22 protein-coding genes are annotated in these 22,595 nt (G+C 60.5%); 6 read left to right on the forward strand and 16 right to left on the reverse strand.

All coding sequences use genetic code 11. The annotated features are described in order from the left end of the window. The gene (gene paaK / locus XMD517_RS12835; protein WP_173484872.1) at nucleotides 1–1,308 is read right to left on the reverse strand and encodes a phenylacetate--CoA ligase PaaK; all 1,308 of its coding nucleotides are present in this window, start codon (nucleotides 1,306–1,308) and stop codon (nucleotides 1–3) included. A 103-nt stretch (nucleotides 1,309–1,411) separates the two neighbouring features. Beyond that, on the reverse strand, nucleotides 1,412–1,837 hold the full coding sequence (gene paaI, locus XMD517_RS12840) for a hydroxyphenylacetyl-CoA thioesterase PaaI (RefSeq protein WP_055187503.1): 426 nt from the start codon (nucleotides 1,835–1,837) through the stop codon (nucleotides 1,412–1,414). 409 nt (nucleotides 1,838–2,246) lie between these two features. Here paaI and XMD517_RS12845 point away from each other — a divergent pair, with 409 nt between their 5' ends. Then, entirely contained in the window at nucleotides 2,247–2,594 is a 348-nt protein-coding gene (locus tag XMD517_RS12845) for a DUF2794 domain-containing protein (RefSeq protein ID WP_173485574.1), read from the forward strand. 109 nt (nucleotides 2,595–2,703) lie between these two features. Here the strand turns inward: XMD517_RS12845 and XMD517_RS12850 are convergent, their stop codons facing one another. The 3 genes from XMD517_RS12850 to XMD517_RS12860 all read right to left on the reverse strand — a co-directional run bounded on the left by XMD517_RS12850 (nucleotide 2,704) and on the right by XMD517_RS12860 (nucleotide 5,419). Then, complete coding sequence (locus XMD517_RS12850) at nucleotides 2,704–3,546, reverse strand: NlpC/P60 family protein (protein WP_254449776.1); 843 nt, start codon at nucleotides 3,544–3,546, stop codon at nucleotides 2,704–2,706. Then, a complete protein-coding gene (locus tag XMD517_RS12855) occupies nucleotides 3,543–4,934 on the reverse strand; it encodes a M17 family metallopeptidase (protein WP_254449775.1) in 1,392 nt (463 codons plus the stop codon). Before XMD517_RS12855 ends, XMD517_RS12850 begins: the two co-directional genes overlap by 4 nt. 104 nt (nucleotides 4,935–5,038) lie before the next feature. Beyond that, nucleotides 5,039–5,419, reverse strand: a complete 381-nt coding sequence (locus XMD517_RS12860; protein WP_055187440.1) for a hypothetical protein — start codon at nucleotides 5,417–5,419, stop codon at nucleotides 5,039–5,041. A gap of 139 nt (nucleotides 5,420–5,558) precedes the next feature. On the opposite strand from XMD517_RS12860, the gene XMD517_RS12865 reads away from it, so the two are divergent. Beyond that, on the forward strand, nucleotides 5,559–6,206 hold the full coding sequence (locus XMD517_RS12865) for a carbonic anhydrase (RefSeq protein ID WP_173488045.1): 648 nt from the start codon (nucleotides 5,559–5,561) through the stop codon (nucleotides 6,204–6,206). A gap of 77 nt (nucleotides 6,207–6,283) precedes the next feature. Further along, nucleotides 6,284–6,502 carry a hypothetical protein gene (locus tag XMD517_RS12870; protein ID WP_139231377.1) on the forward strand — a complete coding sequence of 73 codons (219 nt, stop codon included), beginning with the start codon at nucleotides 6,284–6,286 and terminating at the stop codon, nucleotides 6,500–6,502. Here the strand turns inward: XMD517_RS12870 and XMD517_RS12875 are convergent. Together XMD517_RS12875 and XMD517_RS12880 are read right to left on the reverse strand one after the other, a co-directional pair. After that, a complete protein-coding gene (locus XMD517_RS12875) occupies nucleotides 6,486–8,132 on the reverse strand; it encodes a mucoidy inhibitor MuiA family protein (RefSeq protein ID WP_173484875.1) in 1,647 nt (548 codons plus the stop codon). The genes XMD517_RS12870 and XMD517_RS12875 overlap by 17 nt on opposite strands. Before the next feature lie 277 nt (nucleotides 8,133–8,409). Continuing rightward, nucleotides 8,410–9,432 carry an aspartate-semialdehyde dehydrogenase gene (locus tag XMD517_RS12880; protein ID WP_173484876.1) on the reverse strand — a complete coding sequence of 341 codons (1,023 nt, stop codon included), beginning with the start codon at nucleotides 9,430–9,432 and terminating at the stop codon, nucleotides 8,410–8,412. Nucleotides 9,433–9,835: 403 nt separating this feature from the next. Between XMD517_RS12880 and XMD517_RS12885 the strand changes: the two genes are divergently transcribed. Beyond that, on the forward strand, nucleotides 9,836–11,182 hold the full coding sequence (locus XMD517_RS12885; RefSeq protein ID WP_173484877.1) for a DEAD/DEAH box helicase: 1,347 nt from the start codon (nucleotides 9,836–9,838) through the stop codon (nucleotides 11,180–11,182). A 61-nt stretch (nucleotides 11,183–11,243) separates the two neighbouring features. Here XMD517_RS12885 and XMD517_RS12890 read toward each other — a convergent pair whose 3' ends face one another. Then, entirely contained in the window at nucleotides 11,244–12,431 is a 1,188-nt protein-coding gene (locus XMD517_RS12890) for an MFS transporter (RefSeq protein WP_173484878.1), read from the reverse strand. Nucleotides 12,432–12,603: 172 nt separating this feature from the next. Then, nucleotides 12,604–13,638, reverse strand: coding sequence for a uroporphyrinogen decarboxylase (hemE, locus tag XMD517_RS12895; protein ID WP_173484879.1), 1,035 nt, complete (start codon nucleotides 13,636–13,638; stop codon nucleotides 12,604–12,606). A 129-nt stretch (nucleotides 13,639–13,767) separates the two neighbouring features. Between hemE and hemC the strand changes: the two genes are divergently transcribed. Beyond that, on the forward strand, nucleotides 13,768–14,736 hold the full coding sequence (gene hemC / locus XMD517_RS12900) for a hydroxymethylbilane synthase (RefSeq protein WP_173484880.1): 969 nt from the start codon (nucleotides 13,768–13,770) through the stop codon (nucleotides 14,734–14,736). Nucleotides 14,737–14,937: 201 nt separating this feature from the next. Here the strand turns inward: hemC and XMD517_RS12905 are convergent, their stop codons facing one another. The 7 genes from XMD517_RS12905 to clpS all read right to left on the reverse strand — a co-directional run bounded on the left by XMD517_RS12905 (nucleotide 14,938) and on the right by clpS (nucleotide 20,489). Next, the gene (locus tag XMD517_RS12905) at nucleotides 14,938–16,113 is read right to left on the reverse strand and encodes an acetyl-CoA C-acyltransferase family protein (protein ID WP_173484881.1); all 1,176 of its coding nucleotides are present in this window, start codon (nucleotides 16,111–16,113) and stop codon (nucleotides 14,938–14,940) included. A 96-nt stretch (nucleotides 16,114–16,209) separates the two neighbouring features. Further along, nucleotides 16,210–16,680: a MarR family winged helix-turn-helix transcriptional regulator gene (locus XMD517_RS12910; RefSeq protein WP_173484882.1), complete on the reverse strand. Its 471-nt coding sequence runs from the start codon at nucleotides 16,678–16,680 to the stop codon at nucleotides 16,210–16,212. 53 nt (nucleotides 16,681–16,733) lie between these two features. Continuing rightward, nucleotides 16,734–17,243, reverse strand: a complete 510-nt coding sequence (locus tag XMD517_RS12915; RefSeq protein WP_173484883.1) for a hypothetical protein — start codon at nucleotides 17,241–17,243, stop codon at nucleotides 16,734–16,736. 13 nt (nucleotides 17,244–17,256) lie between these two features. Then, nucleotides 17,257–18,138: an oxygen-dependent coproporphyrinogen oxidase gene (gene hemF / locus XMD517_RS12920; protein ID WP_173485576.1), complete on the reverse strand. Its 882-nt coding sequence runs from the start codon at nucleotides 18,136–18,138 to the stop codon at nucleotides 17,257–17,259. A gap of 120 nt (nucleotides 18,139–18,258) precedes the next feature. After that, on the reverse strand, nucleotides 18,259–19,086 hold the full coding sequence (locus tag XMD517_RS12925) for an SDR family NAD(P)-dependent oxidoreductase (RefSeq protein ID WP_173484884.1): 828 nt from the start codon (nucleotides 19,084–19,086) through the stop codon (nucleotides 18,259–18,261). A gap of 38 nt (nucleotides 19,087–19,124) precedes the next feature. Further along, entirely contained in the window at nucleotides 19,125–20,126 is a 1,002-nt protein-coding gene (locus tag XMD517_RS12930; protein ID WP_173484885.1) for a class I SAM-dependent methyltransferase, read from the reverse strand. Nucleotides 20,127–20,156: 30 nt separating this feature from the next. Next, nucleotides 20,157–20,489 carry an ATP-dependent Clp protease adapter ClpS gene (gene clpS / locus XMD517_RS12935; protein WP_173488060.1) on the reverse strand — a complete coding sequence of 111 codons (333 nt, stop codon included), beginning with the start codon at nucleotides 20,487–20,489 and terminating at the stop codon, nucleotides 20,157–20,159. A gap of 620 nt (nucleotides 20,490–21,109) precedes the next feature. Between clpS and XMD517_RS12940 the strand changes: the two genes are divergently transcribed. After that, on the forward strand, nucleotides 21,110–22,567 hold the full coding sequence (locus XMD517_RS12940) for a D-alanyl-D-alanine carboxypeptidase family protein (RefSeq protein WP_173484887.1): 1,458 nt from the start codon (nucleotides 21,110–21,112) through the stop codon (nucleotides 22,565–22,567). Nucleotides 22,568–22,595: the final 28 nt, after the last annotated feature.

The following is a 22,595-nucleotide window of genomic DNA, read 5'->3' on the forward strand; positions in this document are numbered from 1 at the left end:
TTACTCCTTCGGACGGTTATCAACGATCCTTACAGCTTTCCCCTCGCTGCGCGCAACTGCCCCGGCGTCACGGACATGGACTTTTGCCGAAACTCCAACATTGGATTTGATTTTGCCAGACAGGGTGCGGGCCGCGGCTTCGGCGCCTTCCGAGGGCTGCCCATCGGCCATTTCCACGTAGATATGCATCTCGTCCATTCGGCCCGGGCGGGTCAGCTCAATCTGGAAATGAGGGCTGAGGGCCGGCACGTCCATCAACTGCTCTTCGATCTGGGTCGGGAACACGTTCACACCCCGCAGAATGATCATGTCGTCAGAGCGCCCGGTGATCTTTTCCATCCGTCGCATGGAGCGGGCGGAGCCCGGCAGCAGGCGGGTCAGGTCGCGGGTGCGATAGCGGATGATCGGAAAACCTTCTTTGGTGAGCGAGGTAAAGACCAGTTCCCCCAGCTCGCCATCCTCGACAACTTCGCCGGTATCCGGGTTGATGATCTCGGGATAGAAATGGTCTTCCCAGATGTGCAGCCCATCTTTGGTTTCCACACATTCATTGGCCACACCCGGCCCGATCACTTCCGAGAGGCCGTAGATATCCACCGCATGCATGTCGAAGGCCTCTTCGATTTCGCCGCGCATGGCGTTGGTCCAGGGTTCCGCGCCAAATATCCCGACTTTGAGCGGGCTTTTGCGCGGGTCCAGCCCCTGCTTGCTATACTCATCCAGAATGGACAGCGCATAAGAAGGGGTGACGGTGATACCGGTGGCGCCGAAATCCTCGATCACGCGGACCTGACGCTGGGTCATGCCGCCCGAGACCGGCACAACGGTAAGGCCATATTGTTCCGCCCCGCCATGCACACCCAGCCCGCCGGTGAAAAGCCCGTAGCCATAGGCGTTGTGCAGCACGTCACCTGGCCGCAGCCCTGAGGCCCGCAGGCAGCGGGCCACGACAGAACCCCACATGGTCAGGTCGTTTTTGGTATACCCCACAACAGTGGGCTGTCCGGTGGTGCCGGAACTGGCATGCACGCGGGCAATCTGTTCGCGCGGCACGGCAAACAGGCCAAACGGATAATTGTCGCGCAGGTCCTGTTTTACGGTGAAAGGGAACTTTGCCAGATCCGACAGGGATTTAAGGTCATCCGGATGCACCCCCGCCGCATCGAACTGTTGCCGGTAAAAGGGTACATTGTCATAGGCGTGGCGCAGCGACCATTTCATACGCTCCAGCTGCAACGCCTGAATTTCATCGCGCGAAGCAATCTCGATCGGGTCCAGATCTTCGCGGCGTGGTGTCAAATCTTCCATGCGGTCCTCCCTGACGCGCGGCACCCTCTCCTCTTGGGTGCATCAATGATTGTCGGCCCCGTTCCAAAGGCGGTGGTGTCCCTTCCCCCGCCGGGCCGGATGGCTATTCTTCGAAATGTGTTCCCTTGATCTGGCGGGAATGACCGCGAAAAAGTGCGACCTGTCGCCCATCCCCCCCCGTGACCACCACATCATAGATGCCCGAGCGCCCGGTCCGGCTGGTTTCCGTGGCGGTTGCCGTCAGGCACTCCCCCAACTGACCCGGAGCAAGATAGGTAATCGAGTTATGTTGCGCGACAACGCGCTGGTTGTAGCTGTTGCAGGCAAAGGCAAAGGCGCTGTCGGCGAGGGTGAAGATGAACCCGCCGTGACAGATACCGTGCCCGTTTGACATGTCTGCGCGCACCGGCATGGTGATGACCGCCCGACCCGGCGCGATGTCCGTCAGTGTCATGCCGAGGGCCTGACTGGCTGGATCATCCGCCCACATGGCCTCCGCCGAGCGTCGAGCGCGTGTTTCGGGTGTCATCATGCCTCCCAGCGTCGCATTGGCCCCTGTGCCGGGGCTTTTCTGTTGCTTTCCGGGAAGGATGCACAAAGCTGACCGCTCGGTCAATAGTGTTGTTTCGCAAAACCCACTTCGCAATCAGGCGTGACAAAAACAACAAACCCTGCACGCTTGTGAGCGGCAGGGTTTTGTCAGGTAGCTCCGGTGCCGCAGACTGGGTGGGGGCTGTAAATTTGCGGCACCGGATGAGCATTCGCTCGCTACAGGGCCAGTTTTCTTTCACAACCACGGCGGCAAAAGGGAGGGAACGCGATTATTCGCGGTTCTTTTCGGGGCAAAAATGGGGCAATTCCCCCTTTTTGCATTGGACCTGTTGCCGCGTGTGGCGCAGGGGATTGATTTGATCGGTGCGGCAAGGCAAGCTGAACATATGAATATCCAAAACTCCAATCCCAACGCGCCGGGCGGTTTGCCGCCGGAGCAGGTGGTGTTTGACCGGCGGGAACTTGGTGTGATCATGGGGCTTTACGGGCGGATGGTGGCGGCAGGCGAGTGGCGTGACTACGCGATGAGCTTCCTGCGGGATCTCGCCGTGTTTTCCGTTTTTCGCCGCAGCGCCGAACATCCTTTGTACCGGATTGAAAAACGCCCCCGGCTGCGGATGCGCCAGGGGCAGTATTCGGTGCTGGGAATGGACGGGCGGGTGCTGAAGCGCGGGGATGACCTGCGACAGGTGCTTCGGGTGCTGGAGCGCAAACTGATCCGCGTGGTTGAGTAAGGCTGGACAGTTGGGCACCGTCTGACCCGGCGCGGGTTATGGCGCGCGGGAAATGCCTGCACCACAGGCAGATGCTCACCACGAAGAGCTGTTCGTTACAGGCACCCGTTTACCACAGGCGCCTGCGCGCCGTGACATCGCCATCCCCCTGGGCCTTGATGCGGGCGGTTGCCTCGTCAATCCCTTCCAGAACCACGGCCATGTGGTGGGCGTTGGCGTGGATCAGGCGCTCGTGGTCAAACACCATGGCAACATGACCTTTCCAAAACAGCAGATCTCCCCGGGCCAGGGGGGCGGCATCGGGGATGGCGCGGCCGATCTTTTCTTGCATGTCGCTATCAGCAGGGCAGTCAAATCCGGCTGCGATCAATGCCGCCTGAACAAGGCCGGAACAGTCGATCCCCGCGCGGGAGTTACCGCCCCACAAATACGGTGTGCCCAGAAAAAGCGCCGCTGTGCTGGCGGGATCGTTCAGCTTTCCTCCCCGGTTTGACAAATGGGCGCTGGGCACGAAAAGTCCCTCTGCGGTTTCGCTGAACCGTCCGTGATCTGCGATGATGGCCAGCCGCGCGCCAAAAGACAGGCCCATGCGTTCGATTGTCTTGAAATCGGGCGTCGCATATAGGTGCGTGGCGGCAGCACTGACCCAGTGGGTGGACGCGACTGCCGGGCCAAGACAGCGCCTGTCGACATAACCCACATACCCGTCCCGCTCGGCCTGCACAAACGCGTGGCCTTCGTGCTCTTCCAGAGCCAGAAGCTGTTCGCCGTAGAGCGCCTGCCGGTCGCGCGGGCCATTGGGGGCGCGCAGAATATCGGCAACCGGCGACACAACCCGCATCAACAGGCCCGGTGAATAGCGTTCCGAGCTGACCAATCCGCGCAGGCTGTCATGGGCGACGCGCGGGTTGGCGGGGGTCAGTCGGCGATCTGGCGTTTTCGGCATGCTCATAGGGGCAGAAGCTCCGGCAGGGCGGCAAGGATGGCGCGCGCGCCCATGCCAACGCCGCCTTTCGGGCGGGCAGGGGCGGCGGTGGGGTTCCAGCCGTAGATATCGAAATGCAGATAGCGAGGGGTGTCGGTGACAAAGCGGTTGAGGAAAAGGGCAGCCGTGATCGACCCGGCAAAACCGCCGCCGGGTGCGTTGTCCAGATCTGCTATTCCCGGTTCGATCATGGTCTCATAGGGGCGCCAGAGCGGCAGTTCCCATACCGGGTCGGCCGCGCGGCTTGCCCCGGTGCGGATTGCATCGGCATCCTTGGAGGAGGTGGCATAGAACGGGGACAGATCGGGGCCGACGGCCACGCGGGCTGCCCCTGTCAGGGTGGCCATCGAGATGATCAGGTCGGGCGTTTCCTCATCGGCCAGCGCAAGCGCATCCGCCAGCACCAGACGTCCTTCTGCGTCCGTGTTGTTGACCTCAACGGTCAGCCCCTTGCGGCTGGTCAGGATGTCACCGGGGCGAAATGCATCCCCCGAGACAGCGTTTTCAACCGCAGGGATCAACACCCGCAGGCGCAGTTTCAGGCCAAGCGCCATGATCATCTGCGCCAGCCCCAGAACCGTTGCCGCCCCGCCCATGTCCTTTTTCATCAAAGCCATGGAATTGCCGGGCTTCAGGTTCAGGCCCCCGGTATCAAAGCAGACCCCTTTGCCCACAAGGGTAAGTTGCGGCCCGTCTGTTCCCCAGCGCATGTCGATCAGGCGGGGCGCGCGCGTGGGCAGGGCGGCGGCGCGCCCAACGGCGTGAATCATCGGGTAATTCTGTTCAAGCAGAGCGGATCCTTCGGTGGAGTGGATCTCGGCGCCGAATGTCTTTGCCATGTCCCGGGCTGCCTGTTCCAGATCAGCAGGGCCCATGTCCTGCGTGGGGGTGTTGATCAGATCGCGGGTCAGGGCCTCCCCTGCTGCAATCGCCTCAAGACGCGCCGCATCCACGCCCTCCGGGGCGACAAGATCTGCTTTCGGGGCAGTCTGAGAAGTGTAACGGCTGAAACGATACCCCGCCAGAAGCCATCCCAGCGCGGCCTCGTCGAGCGTGTCTCCGCTGAGATCACTTTTCAGGTCATAAACGCCCTCAGGAAGGGCGGCGCGGGCAGAGGCCAGACCAAACCGCTTGCGCGCGCGATCCTTGGCGGTGCCGCTGCCGACCAGCGCCATGGACAGATTACCCTGCGGATCCGGAACACACAGCACCGCCCCAAGCGCCGGCGTGAAGCTGTTTGCCTTGGCCCAGTTGCGGGCAAGCTCTGGCAGCGCGTCGAGCTGGGTCGGCGCGTCCTTGTCGATGACGTATAGCGGCAGGGCGTCGGGGGTGGGGCGGGCAAAGCGCATGGGCAATCTGACCTATCTGGTTGTTTTGCCCAAGATGGCGTGCGCCTGCTTTGCCTGCAACCCCGGAACGTCGGCATGATGACAACCCGGCGGCTTTGTGGTCCGCCTTTCTAGACGGACATGTCCTGCAGGTCCCAGACCGCGATCAGCGACCCTTCCCCTATGCGGTTGAGGCGGGCCAGAACGGCGGCGCATCCTGCAATATCAGGGCTGCCCACCAGATCCCGTGCGTCACGACAGATCCGGGCGAGGGTGGTCATTCCGAGTTTCTGGGCAATTGCCTTCAGGGCACGAATCTGTTCGCGTGTTTCCTGAACCTGCCCGGCGGCATGGTGTTTCTTGATCTGCGCCAACCCGATTGCCAGATCCTCCAGCGCCTGGTTGACAAGCTTGTCGGCGGATGTGGGCCCAAGCTGCAACAGCAGGATTTCGAGTTGATCCCGATCGAGACGAACGGCTTCCTTGTGATACAAATGACTGATCTCGCGCACGGCGGCACCCCTTGAACTTTCCCTCATGCGAAAAACATAGGGCGGAGTTCCTCAAAAAAGCGTATATCTACCCTATAGAAATCGCTCGAATTCCTAGCGAATTGTCACTAAAACCGTTCGAAATTCGGAGGAGATGAAGATGGAAAATGCGAAACCACTTCCCGCCTATCTGGTGCAGCGTTACCAGGGATGGAAAGCCACAGGATATGCCGAGAACAAAGCATGGTATCGTCGCCTGGCGGATGAAGGGCAGCGTCCACGTGCTATGATCGTTTCGTGCTGTGATTCCCGCGTTCACGTGACGTCGATTTTCGGTGCGGATCAGGGTGAGTTTTTCTTGCATCGCAATATTGCCAATCTGGTCCCGCCGTTTGAACCTGCCGGTGACTATCACGGGACGTCAGCGGCGGTGGAATATGCGGTCACGGCGCTTAAGGTCACCCATCTGATTGTGCTGGGCCATTCGAGCTGTGGCGGGGTCAAAGGGTTCCATGGCATGTGCAAAGGGCATGCCCCCGAGCTGTCCAACGAAAGCAGTTTTGTCGGCAAATGGATCAGCCTGCTGAAACCGGGCTATGAAGCCTTGGAAGCGAAAGAGGGCGAAATCACGGATCGGGATCTGGAAAAACAGGCCGTTGTCGTGTCGCTCAGCAACCTGATGACGTTCCCGTTCGTGCGCGAGGCGGTGGAAAAGGGCGAGCTGTCGCTGCACGGGCTTTGGACCGATATCGGGGAAGGTGGGCTTGAGTTTTACGACGCGGCAACGGACAGTTTCCTGCCAGTCTGATTTCTGCCGGTGTGAAAATTGCCTGATACGGGCGGGGTGTTTATCTCTCGTTAATCACCCTGTCGCAAACTCGGGTCATGACTGATGTGACGTTGAGATTGGAAATGCCGCTGCAGATGCTGGTCGACTTGAAACGATCCGCAGATGTGACGGGTATCTCGGTGGAGCAATATATCCGCGATCTGATCCGGTCCCGCAGTTTCTTAGAGTGCACAGGCGGTTCTGATACCTCAGAACCGCCTTTTTCACGCCCGCTGGCACGCCCGAAGACAGGTCGGGTCAAGGCCGCCAGCTAAGCGTCCATCCGTCGGGCCAGCTCAGACGCGTGTTGATCGTGACCTCGGCTTCTTCTCCGGGGGCAAGCGACAGGTTCCAGACAGACAGGCCGCGCTTGTCATCGTGGTTGCTTTCATCCGGGCGCGGGGTGGCGGTGACCCTGACCTCCAGATCTTCCTGTTCGGAATAGGTCAGGGGGTAGAAGGTTTTCACCTCATGCGTCTTGCCCGTCAGGTTCGTGACGCGGAAAAGCGTGTCCTGTTCACGGGTGTTGGTGGTGGTGATGATACCGCGATCCCCGGTTTCATTGTCCGCGACGACGTGTTCAAGACGAATGCCTTCGATGGGGCCGAACGGCAGGGTCGCGTCGTCCCCCGCGGCCAGGAAGGGCATCTGCGTGTGCCCGACCAAGCTGTCACCGCGATAGATACGTGCCGTACCGCCAAGCAGCGGCTCTTTGGTGTCGTTGATGAGCTGGGCCACCAGAAAGGCGGTGTCATCCCGACGGGGGACCGCGTAGATTTCGGAGGTGACGGGTAGGGTGAGACTGCCCAACTCAAGGATCGGCACATCCCCCCCGCTCGCAGACACCTTGCCGGGGTAATGATAGGTGACGGCGACACCGCCGGTGTCGATGGAAAACCCTGCGGCTGGTTCCACCACAACCAATTCCGGTTCGATGATCGGGGCTTCCATCGCCATATCCGCGGATTTCAAACTGCGGGTTGATGCCATCGGTTCTGGACGTGGTTGGCGAATATGAGCGCGTTTGTCGCGCGGGTCGCTGGGGGCCACCTGCATGGACGGGCGCTGGGTAGAGAGGGTCACGTCAATCTGGTCCCAAACCGCGCCTTGCGGGGCATCCAACCAGACAAATCGGGTGATGGTCAGGCTGTCTTGGGCGGGCTCTGCCAGCTTCAGATCATAGTTCGGCGCCCATCCACCGCCATATTCAACGGATGTGGTCTCAATCTCAACAAGCTGTGGGGTTGCCAGATTGACCGGCAACATGGCAAGGCGTCCTGTGTCTTCTGGAGGAGACAGGCGGTCATATGCTTTCCGGGCGGCAGTGAGTGCCTTTTCCAGATCGGCCTGCCGGTCTTTTGCCTCGCGGAGCGCGACCTGCTGCGTGGCCATGCGGCTGCGCACATCCTGTGTTTGGTTGCCAACCAATGCTGCAATGGCTTTCAACTCCTCAACCGATGTGGTGTCGTCCGGTGCGGAGATGCTTTCCAGAAAGGTGAGTTCATTTTTCAATGAAGCAATGCTGTCCGCAATGCCGGACACATTGTCCTGTGCAGAAACGAGGGTGTCCTCGGCGCTCTCGACCGCAGTCTTTGCCTTTGCCTGGGCAGGGGTCAGAAGTCCCGGATCCATGGTGGGGACATCAAAGAGGATGGTGACGGGGCCAAGATGCGCATCGCCGCCCACCAGGGTGACAGTCGGTGCACCCTCTGTATTTTCAAACGGTGCGGCAGGCAGGAAGAGGCGATGCTGGCCCGCGGGCAGCTCGATTTTGATGCGGTGGGTCTGCGTCGCGCCTTCTGGATAGAGGATGGCAGAAACCACCGGGGCTGAGGCGTAGAAATCATCCGCCCAGAGCGGCAGGGGCAGGGTGGTCAGGGCGGATAAGAGCAGGGCGCGGCGCATTGGAAATGTCCTTTTGGGTTCAATCTTATAGCGAGAGGACCATGTTGTGCTGCGCTTGGGAAGGGGGAGTTTTGGGACGGGCGGAGCTTTGCCGTGAGCGGATGTGCTCCCGCCCCCAGTGCCTGCGCACCCTTAGTGCTTGCCCGGGGTTGGGGGTGGCCTTGCTTCGCTCGGCGGCCTCCGGCGGGAGTATTTGCACCAAGAAGAAAGCAGGCGGTGTGTATGAAAAAAGCCCCACCATTTGGCGGGGCTTTCCTGGATTGGATTGTGAAAAGGGTTAGCCCTTTTTCAGAACCTCACGGCCCAGAAGCTCGGCGATTTGCACGGCATTGAGGGCGGCGCCTTTGCGCAGGTTGTCCGAGACGCACCACAGGTTCAGGCCGTTTTCCACGGTCACGTCCTGACGGATGCGCGAGATGAAAGTGGCGTAGTCACCCACGCATTCCACCGGGGTGACATAGCCACCGTTTTCGCGTTTATCGACCACCAGGATGCCCGGCGCTTCGCGCAGGATGTCACGGGCTTCGTCTTCGTCAAGGAAGTCTTCGAATTCGATATTCACCGATTCCGAGTGGCCCACGAAGACCGGCACGCGCACGCAGGTGGCGGTGACTTTGATCGACGGGTCGACGATTTTCTTCGTCTCGACGATCATCTTCCATTCTTCTTTTGTGTCGCCCGAATCCATGAAGACGTCGATATGCGGGATCACGTTGAAGGCGATCTGCTTGGGGTAGACCGACGGCTCGACTTCCTGACCGGGGACATACATGCCCTTGGTCTGGTTCCACAGCTCATCAATCGCGTCTTTGCCCGAGCCCGACACCGACTGGTAGGTCGACACGACAACGCGCTTGATCTTGGCGCGGTCATGCAGGGGCTTCAGCGCCACAACCATCTGCGCGGTTGAGCAGTTGGGGTTGGCGATGATGTTCTTGTTTTTATAGTCGTGAATGGCCTGCGGGTTCACCTCGGGCACGATCAGCGGAATGTCGGGGTCGTAGCGGTACAGCGACGAGTTGTCGATCACCACACAGCCAGCTGCGGCCGCTTTCGGCGCGTAGGTTTTGGTGGCGTCCGAACCCACGGCAAACAGCGCCATGTCCCAGCCGGTGAAGTCGAAAGTGTCCAGATCCTGGGTGGTCAGGGTCTTGTCACCAAAGCTGACTTCAGTACCGAGCGAACGGCGCGATGCAAGCGCAGCAATCTCGTCTACAGGAAACTGGCGTTCCGCCAGGATGTTCAGCATTTCGCGGCCCACATTACCCGTGGCGCCCACGACGGCGACTTTATAGCCCATTACGGCCTCCTATGTTTTCAATGTCTTTGAACCACCCAAAGACGGGGGGTTCCTTAGACCAAAAAAACCTTGTGTGGAAGGGCAATCCCGACGATCTGCCATGATTTCTCGTTGACTTGTCACCAAATTGCTGTGATACGGGCGCATTCTGTCCGGCTGACGCGTGAGCAGCCCGCCAAAATGAAACTGGCAGGCAGAGTGATTTGCGCCCGATATCTCAGGGGCGCAACCCAAGAGTTCCCAAATCACGCGGGGTGCTGACGGCCGGATCGGCGGGCAGGATACTGCACGGGGATATGCCCCACCGCGAGCGCTGGTCGCAACCGAAGCGATGGGCTGACGCGTGGCGCGGCCCCTGACCCGTGTGAAACGGTGCGCCCGTGTGCGTGCCAGAAAGATGATCATGACAAAATTTGCAGAGCTCGGGCTGGACCCGAAGCTGGTGACCTCTGTTTCAGAGGCTGGATATGACACGCCGACCCCCATTCAGACCCAGGCCATCCCGCTGGTCCTGTCGGGCCGCGACGTGATGGGGCTGGCGCAGACCGGCACCGGTAAGACGGCCGCCTTTGGCCTGCCGCTGATCCACCAGCTGTTGCGCAACCATGACAAGCGCCAGCCGAAGTCGATCAAGGCGCTGGTGCTTGCGCCCACCCGCGAACTGGTGAACCAGATTGCGGTGAACCTGCGGGACTATGTGAAGGGCACCCACCTGAAGGTGATGACCGTGGTGGGCGGTGTGTCGATCAACCGCCAGATCGAACAGCTGAACCGCGGCACGGACATTCTTGTGGCCACACCCGGTCGTCTGATTGACCTGATGGACCGCCGGGCCATTCGTTTGGATACGGCAACTTTCCTTGTGTTGGACGAAGCGGACCAGATGCTCGACATGGGCTTTATCCACGCCCTGCGCCGGATCGCGCCCGAACTTGGCACGCCGCGCCAGACCATGCTGTTTTCCGCCACCATGCCAAAACAGATGGAAGAGCTGTCGCGCGCTTATCTGACCGATCCCGCCAAAGTGCAGGTGACCCCTCCGGGCAAGGCCGCCGATAAGATCACCCAATGCGTCTATTATGCGCAGGACAAAGAAGACAAGGCGCGCCTGCTGATCAAGCATCTGCGGGGCGAACCCGATGGGTTGTCGCTGGTCTTTTCGCGCACGAAACATGGTGCTGAACGGCTGATGAAAAAGCTGGTGGCTGAAGGCTTTAAAGCGGTGTCGATCCACGGCAACAAATCGCAAGGCCAGCGCGACCGCGCCCTTGCAGCCTTCCGTGCAGGTGAAGCGCGCGTGCTTGTCGCCACCGATGTCGCAGCACGCGGGATCGACATTCCGGGCGTGAGCCATGTGTTCAACTTCGATCTGCCGGAAGTGGCTGACAACTACGTGCACCGCATTGGCCGCACCGCCCGCGCAGGTGCCGATGGTGATGCGATCAGCTTTGTGTCCGGGGTTGAGCTGGGCCTGCTGCGTGACATTGAAAAACTGATGAAAATCTCGATCCCGGTGCTGGGTGGCGAACGCCCGCAAGAGGAAAAACGCCCGACCCGTCAAGGTCGGGGTGGCGGCGGCGGTCGTGGTCGTTCCGGTGGTGGCCATCGTGGTCAGGGTGGCAACCAGAGCGGCGGCAAACCCTCTGGTGGCAAATCCGATCAACGCCGTTCGGCTGGTGGGAAATCTCGCTCGGGCGTGCCATCTGGCGGACGCCCGGGGGGCAGTCGTCGCCGTAAGAAAGCCTCGTAAATAATACACAAAAGGGTGCTGATTTGGGCGCCCTTTTCTTTCCCCGCTGTATAAGGCGGGCTTAGTCCATGCGGTCCTGACTGAACAGATAGAGCAGGCAACCCACCAACATCGGCACCGCGAAATAAAGTAGGACAGCCTGATAGGGAGCGGCGGTGCTGCCCGCTCCGAATGCCTGCGCCGATTTGAACACCGTGGCTGAGCTGAACTGGAAAAAGCCCACGCCACCGATCCCAACCATATTCATCAAGGTCACACCTCGTCCGACCAGATGTGGCGGGTAAAAGCTGCGCCCATGGGCCATGATCAATGGGAAGCTCGAGGCAAACAACCCAATGCCTGCCATCAGGAGGGCCACGGTCCAAACCCCAGATGCGGGCATCGCCCATAAGGCAAAGACGAAACTGACCGCTATCATGTTGCCGATGAAAATCACCCATTTGCGTGTGCCGAACAGGCGATCCAGCGGGCCGTAGGCGAAATTTCCCAAAACCATTGCAAAGGCGATCCCCATGGTGACCCAACCAATCCCCGTGGCATCCAGACCGTAAAGATCGCGCATGAACGGTCCGGCCCAGCTTCCCCGCAGACCCGCCGCCGCCGCGTAATTCACGAACATGATCGGAAAAATTGCCCAAAGCGCAGGCAGTTTTAGCAGGTCCAGAACGGACCCTTTCTGCCCATCCTGATGCGAGATTTTCGGGGGGTCCTGCACCGTTACCATGATGATCAGGGCAACAAGGAACGTAACAGCGGCCAATGCCCAAAGGCAGGCTCGCCACCCAAAGCTCTCGACCGCCAGCGCAAGCGGCAGTGCCCCCGCGATATTTCCTAGGGCTCCGAAACCGATCACCATGCCCGCCATGGTGCCGAACACGCGAGGGGAATACATCCGTGCAAAGATGAAATATGACGCCATCAGCACTGGTGAACACCCCACACCAATCATCATCATGGCGTAAAGGATGTGATCAGGATGGGTGGCATTGGCAAATAAAAGCGCGCCCCCACCTCCGCCGATTGCCAGCAGGCCTGCCGCAAGCCGCCGGGGCCCGATATTGTCCAGCGCCCAGCCCACCGGCAACTGCATCAGGGCAAAGATCAGGAACCACGCGCCAGATGCCCGCGCCAAGTCTTCGGGTGTTGCCCCGAGATCAAGCTTCAGCGCAGGGGTCATCACCGCCAGAAAAGCCCGATAGAACTGGCTCAGAACATAGGCGATGATCAGCGAAAAAATCCCAACCCGCATAAGGCGCTCCTCCCAAAATACAACTGGGCCACAAGACACGGGATAGGCGCATATGGCAAGCCCGTAGAACCACGCATCAAAAAAGGCGCGACATAAGATCCGCGCCCTTTTTCTTGCTGAAAATACCTCGGGGTGAGCCTTGAAAAGGCGAGGGGCAGAGCCCCTTTCCCGATTATCCGTTGCGGATCGTGTCGATCATCAGTTGAACGTTCTCCGGGTCGGCATCGGGGGTGATGCCGTGACCCAGGTTGAAGATATGCGGACCGTTCTTGAACGCTTCCACAATCGCGCGGGTCTCGTCGACCAGCGCCTGGCCACCGGTGACCATATGGCTCGACTTGAGGTTGCCCTGCACACAGCTGTCGACCTGCACGTTTTCCGCTGCCCATTCGGGGCTGACCGAATTGTCCAGCGCCACGCAGTCCACGCCGGTGGCCTTGGCAAACCCGATATAGCCCTCGCCCGCTTCACGCGGGAAGCCGATCACCGGAATGCCCGGATGGCGGCGTTTCAGTTCCTGCGTGATGACGCGGGCGGGTTCCACCGCGTATTTCTGGAAATCCTCGCCCTTCAGCGATCCTGCCCAGCTGTCAAACAGCTTCACCACTTCGGCGCCAGCCTCGATCTGCTTCGACAGATACTCGATGGTGCCTTCGGTCAGGCGATCCATCACCGCTTCAAACAGGGCGCGGTTCTCGGCCTTCAACGCATGGGCCGGGCCCTGATCCTTGGTGCCTTGACCGGCAATCATATAGGTCGCCACGGTCCAGGGCATCCCGGCAAACCCGATCAGAGTGGTCTCGCTGGGCAGTTCACGGCGCAGAATGCGCACGGTTTCATAAACCGGAGCGAGGTGATCATGGATGTCGTCCTTGCCCACCAGCTTGTCGAAATCGCCTTGGCTGGTGATGGTCGACAGACGCGGCCCTTCGCCGGTCACAAACCACAGATCCGCGCCAAGGGCCTGGGGCAGCAGCAAAATATCGGCAAACAGAATCGCTGCGTCAAACCCGTAACGGCGAATGGGCTGCAGGGTCACTTCGGCGGCCAGCTCGGAATTGTAACACAGCGACAGGAAATCCCCGGCCTGGGCGCGCGTGGCGCGATATTCCGGCAGGTAACGCCCGGCCTGACGCATCATCCAGATCGGAGGGGTCGGCAGCGTTTCACCCGCAAGGGCCCGCAGGATCGTCTTTTGCTCGCTCATGTCTTACGCCTTTCCTGTCAATTCAATCACGGCACTCGCCCGTTCGGCCCGCGATGTCAAGCATAGTCTCGGTCGCATGTGTTTGACCTATGTTATGGACATGTTGATTCTGCATGTTAAATGAGGCCCATGACACACAATAATCTCACCCCCGTTCCCACCGCCGAAGCCCCCTTCAAGATCGGCACCCGTGGCAGCCCGCTTGCGCTGGCGCAGGCTTTTGAAACCCGGTCCCGCCTGATGGCTGCGTTCGACCTGCCGGAAGAGGCGTTCGAAATTGTGGTGATCCACACAACCGGCGACAACCGCTCGATGATCGACGCGGATAAACCGTTGAAAGAGATTGGCAACAAGGGGCTCTTCACCAAGGAAATCGAAGAGGCGATGCTGGACGGTCGCATCGACATCGCGGTGCATAGCTGCAAGGACATGCCGGTGGAGCAGCCCGAAGGGCTGGTGCTGGACTGTTACCTGCCGCGTGAAGATACGCGTGATGCGTTTGTGTCGTTCAAATATAAATCCATCGCGGACCTGCCGCAGGGGGCGGTGGTGGGCACCTCCTCGCTGCGCCGCAAGGCCCAACTGCTCAATAAACGCCCCGACCTGAATGTGGTCGAATTTCGTGGCAATGTGCAGACCCGCCTGAAAAAGCTTGAGGCAGGTGTGGCCGAGGCAACGTTCCTTGCGATGGCGGGGCTCAACCGTCTGGGGATGGATGAGGTGCCGAAAACCGCTATCCCGACCGAAGATATGCTGAATGCCGTGGCGCAGGGGGCGATTGTGATCGAGCGCCGTATCGCAGATGAGCGCGCAAAGACCATGCTGGCCGCGATCCATGACACCACCACCGGGCAACGGCTCGATTGCGAGCGCGCTTTCCTTGGTGCGCTGGACGGATCCTGTGAGACCCCGATTGGGGCGCTGGCCACGCTGGATGGCGACCAGATCACGCTGAAGGGCGAAATCCTGCGGGTGGATGGATCTGAGGCCGTTTCGGATCAGATTACCGGCGCGATTGCCGATGGTCCTGAACTGGGCCGCAAACTGGCCGCTGACCTGCTGTCGCGTGTGGACGATGATTTCTTTGACTGGAAGTGAGGCGGTCTCAGGGACGATTGCTCCTTGACGCCTGTCGCTGGTAACCACTCTTTAAGAAAACTAGAAAACTAGAAAACTAGAAAACTAGAAAACTAGAAAACTAGAAAACTAGTATTCTGGTTTTGTAACGGAAAAGGGCGCCAGTTGGGCGCCCTTTTTGTTTCAGTCAGCCTGCTGGATGCCCCGTGTGGGGCGAAACGCTCAGGTCCGCTCGATGGCGATGGCGATGCCCTGTCCGCCGCCGATGCACATGGTAATCAGGGCTTTTGACCCGCCGATGCGCTCCAACTCATAAAGTGCTTTCAGCGTGATGATCGCGCCGGTTGCGCCAACCGGATGGCCAAGGGCAATGGCGCCCCCGTTCGGGTTCACTTTCGCCGGATCCAGGCCCAGCCCCTTGTTGACCGCAAGTGCCTGGGCAGCAAAGGCTTCGTTTGATTCGATGACGTCGAAATCTGCCACCGAAAGCCCGGTTTTCGCCAACAGGTTCTCGACCGCCGGGACCGGGCCGATGCCCATCACCTCGGGGCGCACCCCGGCATGGGCATAGCCCAGGATGCGGGCGCGCGGCGTAAGCCCTGCGGCCTCAGCGGCCTCGGCGCGGGCCAGCACCATCGCGGCGGCCCCGTCATTGATGCCAGACGCATTCCCGGCGGTGACGGACCCGTCTTTCCTGAAGGCCGGGCGCAATCCTGACAGCGCCTCCAGCGTGGTCGCCTTGGGGTGTTCATCGCGTTTGAACGCAACCAGCTCGCGGCGCTGCTTGACCTCGACCGGCACGATCTGATCGTCGAAATACCCGGCGTCGATGGCTTTGGCGGCGCGGGATTGGCTTTCCAGTGCAAAGGCGTCCTGATCGGCGCGGCTGACATCATGCTCTTCTGCGACATTTTCAGCGGTGATCCCCATATGACCAGTGCCAAAGGGGCAGTTCAGCGCGCCGAGCATCATGTCCCGCGCGCCTGCGTCTCCCATTTTCTGCCCCCAGCGGGTGGCGGGCAGGATATAGGGCGCGCGGCTCATGCTTTCAGCACCACCGGCAATGGCGAAGTCAGCATCCCCCAGCATCAGCGCCTGCGTGGCCGACACCACCGCCTGCGCGCCGGAGCCGCAAAGGCGATTCACGTTCATGGCCGGGGTTGTGTCGGGGATACCGGCCTCCATCGCGGCAATGCGCGACAGATACATGTCGCGGGGTTCGGTATTGATCACATGGCCAAAGACCACGGTGCCAATCTGCCCCGGTTCGACCCCGGCGCGGGCCATGGCTTCGCGGGTCACATGCGCGCCCAGGGCGCTGGGGGCGATGCCGGAGAGGCTGCCGCCAAAGGTGCCGATGGCGGTGCGGGCGCCGCCCAGAATTACGATATCGGTCATGGTGATCCCCTTACGTTTCGAACCGTTCACACAAGACTGTGCCACGGCGGGTGGGAGCTGTCTTTTGTGACGCCCCGTCAGAAAGGGAAAGTGGGATCAGGTCGCGGCGTCATCTTTGCCCGGACCCGTGTTCAGGTCCCGAAGCAGCGCGTTGATCTGGTGGTGGAACCCGTCCGGATCCTGCAAAAGTGCTTCCAGCTCCGCCTGATAAGCGTCCGCAATCGGGGTCAGGGCGGTCATCATCTCGCGGCCTTTTTCGGTCAGGCTCAGCTCTACCAACCGTCGGTCGTTCGGGTTTACGGTCTTGGTAACATAGCCCGCGCTTTCCAGCCGAGAGGCCGCCCGGCTGACCTTTGGCTTGTCCATATCCACGCGTTTGTGGATCTCGCGCACGCTGACGCTGTCGGCCTGGGAAAGATGTGCGACCACGCGCCATTCCGACACGGAAATGCCATAGGCCTTGCGGTAATGGCGTTCAAACCCGGCACTGATCCGGCTGGACAGCACGGCGATCTGATAGGGTAGAAAATTGTCGAGCTTGAAAGTGGTCACGTCCGGGCCTTTCATTTCCTTTAAAACAATCTGCCCGGTTGCGTGGTGCAAAGCAAGCTGCCTCGCCCTCAGATCAACGGATCATAGGCCCATTGCAACAGGGCCTGACGTTGGCGCGGGCGGCAAAAGACATCCCCCGGATCGCAATTGGCCCGGATTTGGCCCGCATGCCGGGCAAAGGCCCGCCAGCGTTTGATCTGGGCAGCGTCGGTATCGGGCAGGCGGCGGCCCATATAGTAGCGGCAATACCACTGAAACCATCCACGTGGATCAGGCCCGAAGATCCATCCCTTCTCACGCCAGACCGACAGGGGTTGGCGGCTTTTCACGCCAAAGAAGTTTACGGTCTCATCCGGGCGGTCCGACAATTTGGCCCCGTCAAACCAGGTTTGCGGAAACTCGTCGCGGCAATCATTGAGGTATTTGCCCTCGAACACCCCCATGGCGAGCATCTCGGCCGGGCTGTGATGCGGGGTGAAGCCGGGGGCAAACTCCGCACCCACCGGGGTCTCCAGACGATAGGAATACCCCGATTGCATCTTGTCGTTTACGTGAACTTCATCCCCGACCTGCGCCATCGTTCCCCCCCGGTCAGATCCATTTCGCCATAGGCGGCAGGCTCATGAGCACCGCATTGGCGTCATGCCCCGTCGCCAGGCCAAACTTGGTTCCGCGGTCATAGACCAGATTATACTCGGCATAGAGGCCGCGATGGACCAGCTGGGTGTCCTTGTCCGCCTCGCTCCAGGGTGTGTTGCGGCGCTTTTCGGTGACGGGAACAAAGGCAGGCAGAAAGGCCCGGCCAATATCCTGGGTCAGGGCAAAATCCGCCTCCCAGTCGCCCGAGTTGCGATCATCCATAAAGATGCCGCCCACGCCCCGTGCGCGCCCGCGATGTGGCACATAGAAATACTCGTCCGCCCAGGCCTTCAATTCCGGATAGAGCGTCTTGTCATGCGGGTCGAGATGCTGCTTTTGCACCTCATGAAAATGGGCCGTGTCCTCGTCATATTCGATGCAGGGATTGAGGTCGGATCCCCCGCCGAACCACCAGGCGTTCGGGGTCCAGAACATGCGGGTGTTCATATGCACGGCCGGGCAATGGGGGTTTTGCATATGTGCCACCAGCGAAATGCCCGAGGCCCAGAAGCGCGGATCATCCTTGATGCCAGGCACGCCGCGGGCCGCCATCGCGCCCTGTGCGGCTTCGCCCAGCGTTCCGTGAACGGTGGAAATGTTCACGCCGACTTTCTCAAACACGCGTCCTCCGCGCAGGACGGACATCAGCCCCCCGCCGGCATCCGCGCCATCGTCGCCCTGACGCTTGGTTTTGGTCACTTCGAACCGCCCGGCGGGTGCGTCGGCAAAGGGGCCGGTGGTCTGGCTGTCCTCGAGGGCTTCAAATCGGGCAACGATCTGGTCGCGCAACTCGTGAAACCACGCGCTTGCCCGCGCCTTCTGATCCTGCATCATGTCCATTGTTTTGATCCTTTACCTGATTGCGCGGTTTTCTTGGACCCGAGCTATCAGGTTTTGACAGCACAGGCCAACCCGCGTGTTGCCGCAGAGAGGCGTGCGCCGAGCCGAGGGGTGTCAGTGCGAGGGGTTGGAGACCACATCCAGCAGGCTCCGCCCGCCATCGACCTGCAGGATATGGCCGGTCATGAAACTCGACCCGTCCGAGCAGAGGAACTGGGCCGCCTCAGCAATTTCCGTGGCGCTGGCAATCCGCCCCAAAGGCGTGCCTTCGATAATGTCGGCACGTGTGGATTTATTGGCCTTGATGGTTTCGCGCAGGCTTGCGCTCATCAGGGACCCAAAGCTGATCGCGTTGACACGGATCCGGCTGGGCGCCAGCGCCACCGCCAAGGAGCGGGTCATCTGATCCACCGCCGCAGAGGCCACCGAATAGGCCAGGAGGCCCGGCTGGGTGCGGCAGGCGGCAATCGAGGAAAGGTTCACGATGGCGCCAAGCGGCGTGTCCTGGTCATCTTCGCTCAGGTCCAGTCCCTGCTGGATCATCCGCTTTGCGACCAGTTGGCTTAACCGCAGACTGGTCATCAGGTTCTGGTCCAGAAGGGTGCGCATCGCGGTATTGTCCGCATCCAGCGGATCCGAGATCATCACCTGGCGCGATGCATTGATCAGGATGTCGACCTGCTCAAACGCGTCAATTGTTGCCGACAGAAGATTGGCGATGGTCAGCTTTTCACGCAGGTCACCGGCAAATATCCGGGTGTTGGAGCTGCTGCCCTCATCATCCTCGGGGTTGTTCCCCCATTCTTTCAAAAGGCCCTCTTCGTCCATGTCCGCACAGACCACATTTGCGCCGTGATCGGCAAAATGGCGGGCGATGGCCAGACCAATCCCGTTGGCGGCCCCAGTGACGATGGCAGTTTTGCCTGCGATGGAAAAAGACATGCGGTTCTCCTGATTCCCCAGCCCGACCCTAAGCGATCTTACCGGGTCGTGCGAAGTGACTTTGTGTCCGGCCGGGTGGCACGGATGACCTTGAAGCCCGAGGTCCCGCCGATTTCGGACACGTCGCGGAAATACTGCGCCAGCGTGTCTTCATAGGGCAGGTGGCGGTTGGCGACCATGATGAACTGGCCCGCCCCCTTGAGGATCTTTGCCGCTGTCTGGATGAATGCGCGACCCAGATCCGGGTCGCCCTTGCGTCCGGTGTGAAAGGGTGGGTTGGAGACCACCGTGTCATAGGGCGCTTTGGCCAGATAGGTCGTGGCGTCCCCCCACAGGAAATGAGCACGCGGATCGGTGATATTGCGCCGCGCGCAGTCCAGCGCCGTGGCATTGGCCTCAATCAGGTCGAGATGCTCTACTGCGTCTTGCGCCAGAATATGTCGTGACAGATACCCCCAGCCCGCGCCGAGATCCGCCACGCGCCCGCTGAGCGTCTGCGGCAGGGCCTCAATCAGGGCAGCGGATCCCTTGTCGATCCCATCTGCGGAAAAGACGCCGGGACGGGTGATGAAATCCCCTGCAATCACCGTGTCCTTCGCCGCCCAGTCGGACAGGTCGGCACCGTGCAGCCAGGCAATCTTGCCATGGGCCTTGGACATCACCCCGTCAGGTGAGGCGCGCTTTTTGAGCAGTTTCAGCAGGCTGTCGATACCATCGGTTTTCTGCCCATCCAGAACGATCAGCCCGCCCTGCGCGGCTTTGCTGGCCTCCGCGGCCCAGGCCTGTGCCAAGGCTTTGGCGCGTGGAACACATATGATTGCGGCGGCGATGTCTTGCGCGGGCAGGGTGGGGGACACAGACCAGCCCTGTGCCTGCCAGGTCGCATGGGCCGGGAAATCCGGCGCGATGATCACGGTGCGTTCACGGGGAAGCCCGGACAAGTCCATGTCGGGCGTCGGGCCAAAGATCGCGATCTGTCCGTCTTCGGGCAGGGTAAGGCCAGCCTCGCCAGATGCGAGGGCAAAACGGGTGTGAAACATGTTCAGCCTCCGCTCAGAGGGTTGATGGGATTATTCTCGTTCCATGGTGCATTGCAGCGGGTGCTGATGCTCGCACGCCAACTGCATGACCTGGGTGACTTTGGTTTCGGCGATTTCAAAGGAAAAGACGCCCACAACGGCCAGACCCTTTTTATGAACGGTCAACATCAGTTCGAACGCCTGCGCATGGTTCATGCCGAAAAAGCGTTCAAGGATCATCACCACGAATTCCATCGGGGTGAAGTCATCGTTCAGGATCATGACCTTGTACATCGGCGGTCGCTTGGTCTTGGGTTTGGTGGCCAGCGCCACCCCCAGATCGCCATCATCGTCGCTTCCGCCGTTGTGCTGCGCGGTGGTCATGAGGATGGGGTCAAAACGCACGGGGCTTCTCCGAAGATCTGTCATGTTTGCAGCCGGGCCCGGTTGGGCCAGTCTGGTGCTTTGCCGAGTATATAGGGACGGCGCGGAAGTTTCAAAAGGACCGGTTCCCCCTGTCAGAGGCCCCGAATATCACGAGGCTCTTAACAGACTGCGCATAAAAGTCACAACAATTGGTTTCGTTGCAGCGGGCGCAGGGGGGATGAGGGTATGGCGGGATCTTGGGCGGAGGGCTGATGTTGTGCGCTGGTGGCGTTTGGGTCGCAGATACATCGTCGGAATTCGAACAGGTGGGGTGATTGGTCGATCCTGCGGGGGGGCAAACGGCAGATGTTGTGGTCTGCCCGTGCAAGGACACTCAAACTTGTGGCGTGGTCAGAAGGTCACGGCGCGGAACCTCTCGCAAAACAAGGGAAAATTGACTTTCCATGATTGGAATTCTCGTGTTACGCTGAAAAAAATAAATGAACGGGCGTCAGACCCGATTTCAGACGCAGACCCGAACAGGGCATGTCTGATTTGAGGCAGAAAAGGTAAGCGACGTGCAGACACGTCTTGGGCAGTGGGCCAGTTTTTGGCTATTTCTCGCAGTATTTTGCGTTATGTCGGCGGTTTCGGTCCGGCATGTGGTGGCTGCGCCGTATGCGGCCATGGTGATGGACGCGCGCTCGGGTAAAATTCTTCATGCCCGCAATGCCGATACCCGGCTGCACCCGGCGTCACTCACCAAGATGATGACGCTTTATATTGCATTTGAAGCAGTATCTCGCGGGGAAATCTCTCTGGATACGGTGGTGACGATCACCAGAAAGGCGGCCGCTGAGCCGCCCTCGAAGCTGGGGCTGCGGGCCGGGCAGAAGATCAAGCTGCGCTATCTGATTCGTGCCGCTGCCATCAAATCCGCCAATGATGCCGCCACCGCGATCGGGATTGCGATTTCGGGATCAGAGGCCGCTTTTGCCCGCAGGATGAACCGGACCGCCAAGGCGATGGGGATGACCCGGACGCATTTCAAGAATGCCAATGGCCTGACGGAAAGCGGCCACCTGTCCACGGCGCGGGACATGACGACCCTGGGGCGGCATGTTTTTTATGATTACCCGGATTATTACAACCTGTTCTCGCGCCGGACGGCGGATGCCGGAATGCGGCGGGTGAACAACACCAACACGCGGTTTCTAAACAGCTATCGCGGTGCGGATGGGATTAAGACCGGGTATACACGTGCGGCCGGTTTTAATCTTGTTGCCTCTGCGCAGCGCGGAAGCGAGCGGATTATCACCACCGTGTTTGGCGGGCGGTCCACCGCATCGCGCAATGCAAAAGTGGCGGAACTGATGGACCTTGGGTTCCGTCGTGCCCCCAGCCGTGTGGCTGTGCGCAAACCGGCCAAACCGACCTATCAGGGTAATGGCACGCCGCAAGGGGCGGGCAAGACCATTCGTCTGGTGGGGGCGGTGAAAACCAGTCCGCGCCCAATGCTGCGCCCCGCTTCAGGAACGCCTGAGACCACAGCGGAACCTGTTACCTCCGCGCAATTGGCGGCGCTGAGTGAGGGGATCGCCGAGGCGGTCGAAGAGGTGAACCGGGAAGTTGTGGTTGCCGCGGCAACTCCGGTTGCGCCTGTTCCCGCCCCTGTTCCCGCCCCGTCGCTGGTTGTGGCGCAGACATCTGCGACGCGCCCGGTCGCCAGCAGCCTTCTGGCTCCGGCTTCTGTCATGGCCCCGCGCCCGCGTCCTGCGGGGATCGTGCTTGCGGCCCGCGCCAAAACGCCCACCGATCCTGTGCCACAGGAAGTGGTGACGCGGATGTCCACGTCCGGTGGACGCCATTGGGGCATCAATGTCGGTATCCTCGGGTCGCGGTATCAGGCGGAGCGCCTGTTGCTGAAAACCGCGCTGAAAGAGATCGACACGCTGGATGATGCGCTGCGCAAAGTGGTGAAGCGTCCGAAGGGATGGTATGCGAATTTTGTCGGAATGACAGAGGAGCAGGCCGACCTTGCCTGTCGCCGCCTGAGCGCCCGGAATACGGAGTGCAAGGTGTTGGGGCCGAGCTGATCCCACTAACTTGCAGCACAGGTAGAGT

It is taken from the genome of Aliiroseovarius sp. xm-d-517 (genome assembly GCF_013283135.1).
GTDB lineage: Bacteria > Pseudomonadota > Alphaproteobacteria > Rhodobacterales > Rhodobacteraceae > Aliiroseovarius > Aliiroseovarius crassostreae.

What these genes read in the sequence shown, in the direction of transcription:
- paaI (WP_055187503.1), bottom strand. Translation starts at nt 1,837, where the DNA reads ATGACACCCGAAACACGCGCTCGACGCTCGGCGGAGGCCATGTGGGCG.
- clpS (WP_173488060.1), bottom strand. Translation starts at nt 20,489, where the DNA reads ATGACCACCGCGCAGCACAACGGCGGAAGCGACGATGATGGCGATCTG.
- XMD517_RS12870 (WP_139231377.1), top strand. Translation starts at nt 6,284, where the DNA reads ATGACTGATGTGACGTTGAGATTGGAAATGCCGCTGCAGATGCTGGTC.
- XMD517_RS12890 (WP_173484878.1), bottom strand. Translation starts at nt 12,431, where the DNA reads ATGCGGGTTGGGATTTTTTCGCTGATCATCGCCTATGTTCTGAGCCAG.
- hemC (WP_173484880.1), top strand. Translation starts at nt 13,768, where the DNA reads ATGACACACAATAATCTCACCCCCGTTCCCACCGCCGAAGCCCCCTTC.
- XMD517_RS12865 (WP_173488045.1), top strand. Translation starts at nt 5,559, where the DNA reads ATGGAAAATGCGAAACCACTTCCCGCCTATCTGGTGCAGCGTTACCAG.
- XMD517_RS12905 (WP_173484881.1), bottom strand. Translation starts at nt 16,113, where the DNA reads ATGACCGATATCGTAATTCTGGGCGGCGCCCGCACCGCCATCGGCACC.
- XMD517_RS12930 (WP_173484885.1), bottom strand. Translation starts at nt 20,126, where the DNA reads ATGTTTCACACCCGTTTTGCCCTCGCATCTGGCGAGGCTGGCCTTACC.
- XMD517_RS12940 (WP_173484887.1), top strand. Translation starts at nt 21,110, where the DNA reads ATGTCGGCGGTTTCGGTCCGGCATGTGGTGGCTGCGCCGTATGCGGCC.
- hemE (WP_173484879.1), bottom strand. Translation starts at nt 13,638, where the DNA reads ATGAGCGAGCAAAAGACGATCCTGCGGGCCCTTGCGGGTGAAACGCTG.
- paaK (WP_173484872.1), bottom strand. Translation starts at nt 1,308, where the DNA reads ATGGAAGATTTGACACCACGCCGCGAAGATCTGGACCCGATCGAGATT.
- XMD517_RS12910 (WP_173484882.1), bottom strand. Translation starts at nt 16,680, where the DNA reads ATGAAAGGCCCGGACGTGACCACTTTCAAGCTCGACAATTTTCTACCC.
- XMD517_RS12875 (WP_173484875.1), bottom strand. Translation starts at nt 8,132, where the DNA reads ATGCGCCGCGCCCTGCTCTTATCCGCCCTGACCACCCTGCCCCTGCCG.
- hemF (WP_173485576.1), bottom strand. Translation starts at nt 18,138, where the DNA reads ATGATGCAGGATCAGAAGGCGCGGGCAAGCGCGTGGTTTCACGAGTTG.
- XMD517_RS12845 (WP_173485574.1), top strand. Translation starts at nt 2,247, where the DNA reads ATGAATATCCAAAACTCCAATCCCAACGCGCCGGGCGGTTTGCCGCCG.
- XMD517_RS12850 (WP_254449776.1), bottom strand. Translation starts at nt 3,546, where the DNA reads ATGAGCATGCCGAAAACGCCAGATCGCCGACTGACCCCCGCCAACCCG.
- XMD517_RS12915 (WP_173484883.1), bottom strand. Translation starts at nt 17,243, where the DNA reads ATGGCGCAGGTCGGGGATGAAGTTCACGTAAACGACAAGATGCAATCG.
- XMD517_RS12925 (WP_173484884.1), bottom strand. Translation starts at nt 19,086, where the DNA reads ATGTCTTTTTCCATCGCAGGCAAAACTGCCATCGTCACTGGGGCCGCC.
- XMD517_RS12880 (WP_173484876.1), bottom strand. Translation starts at nt 9,432, where the DNA reads ATGGGCTATAAAGTCGCCGTCGTGGGCGCCACGGGTAATGTGGGCCGC.
- XMD517_RS12885 (WP_173484877.1), top strand. Translation starts at nt 9,836, where the DNA reads ATGACAAAATTTGCAGAGCTCGGGCTGGACCCGAAGCTGGTGACCTCT.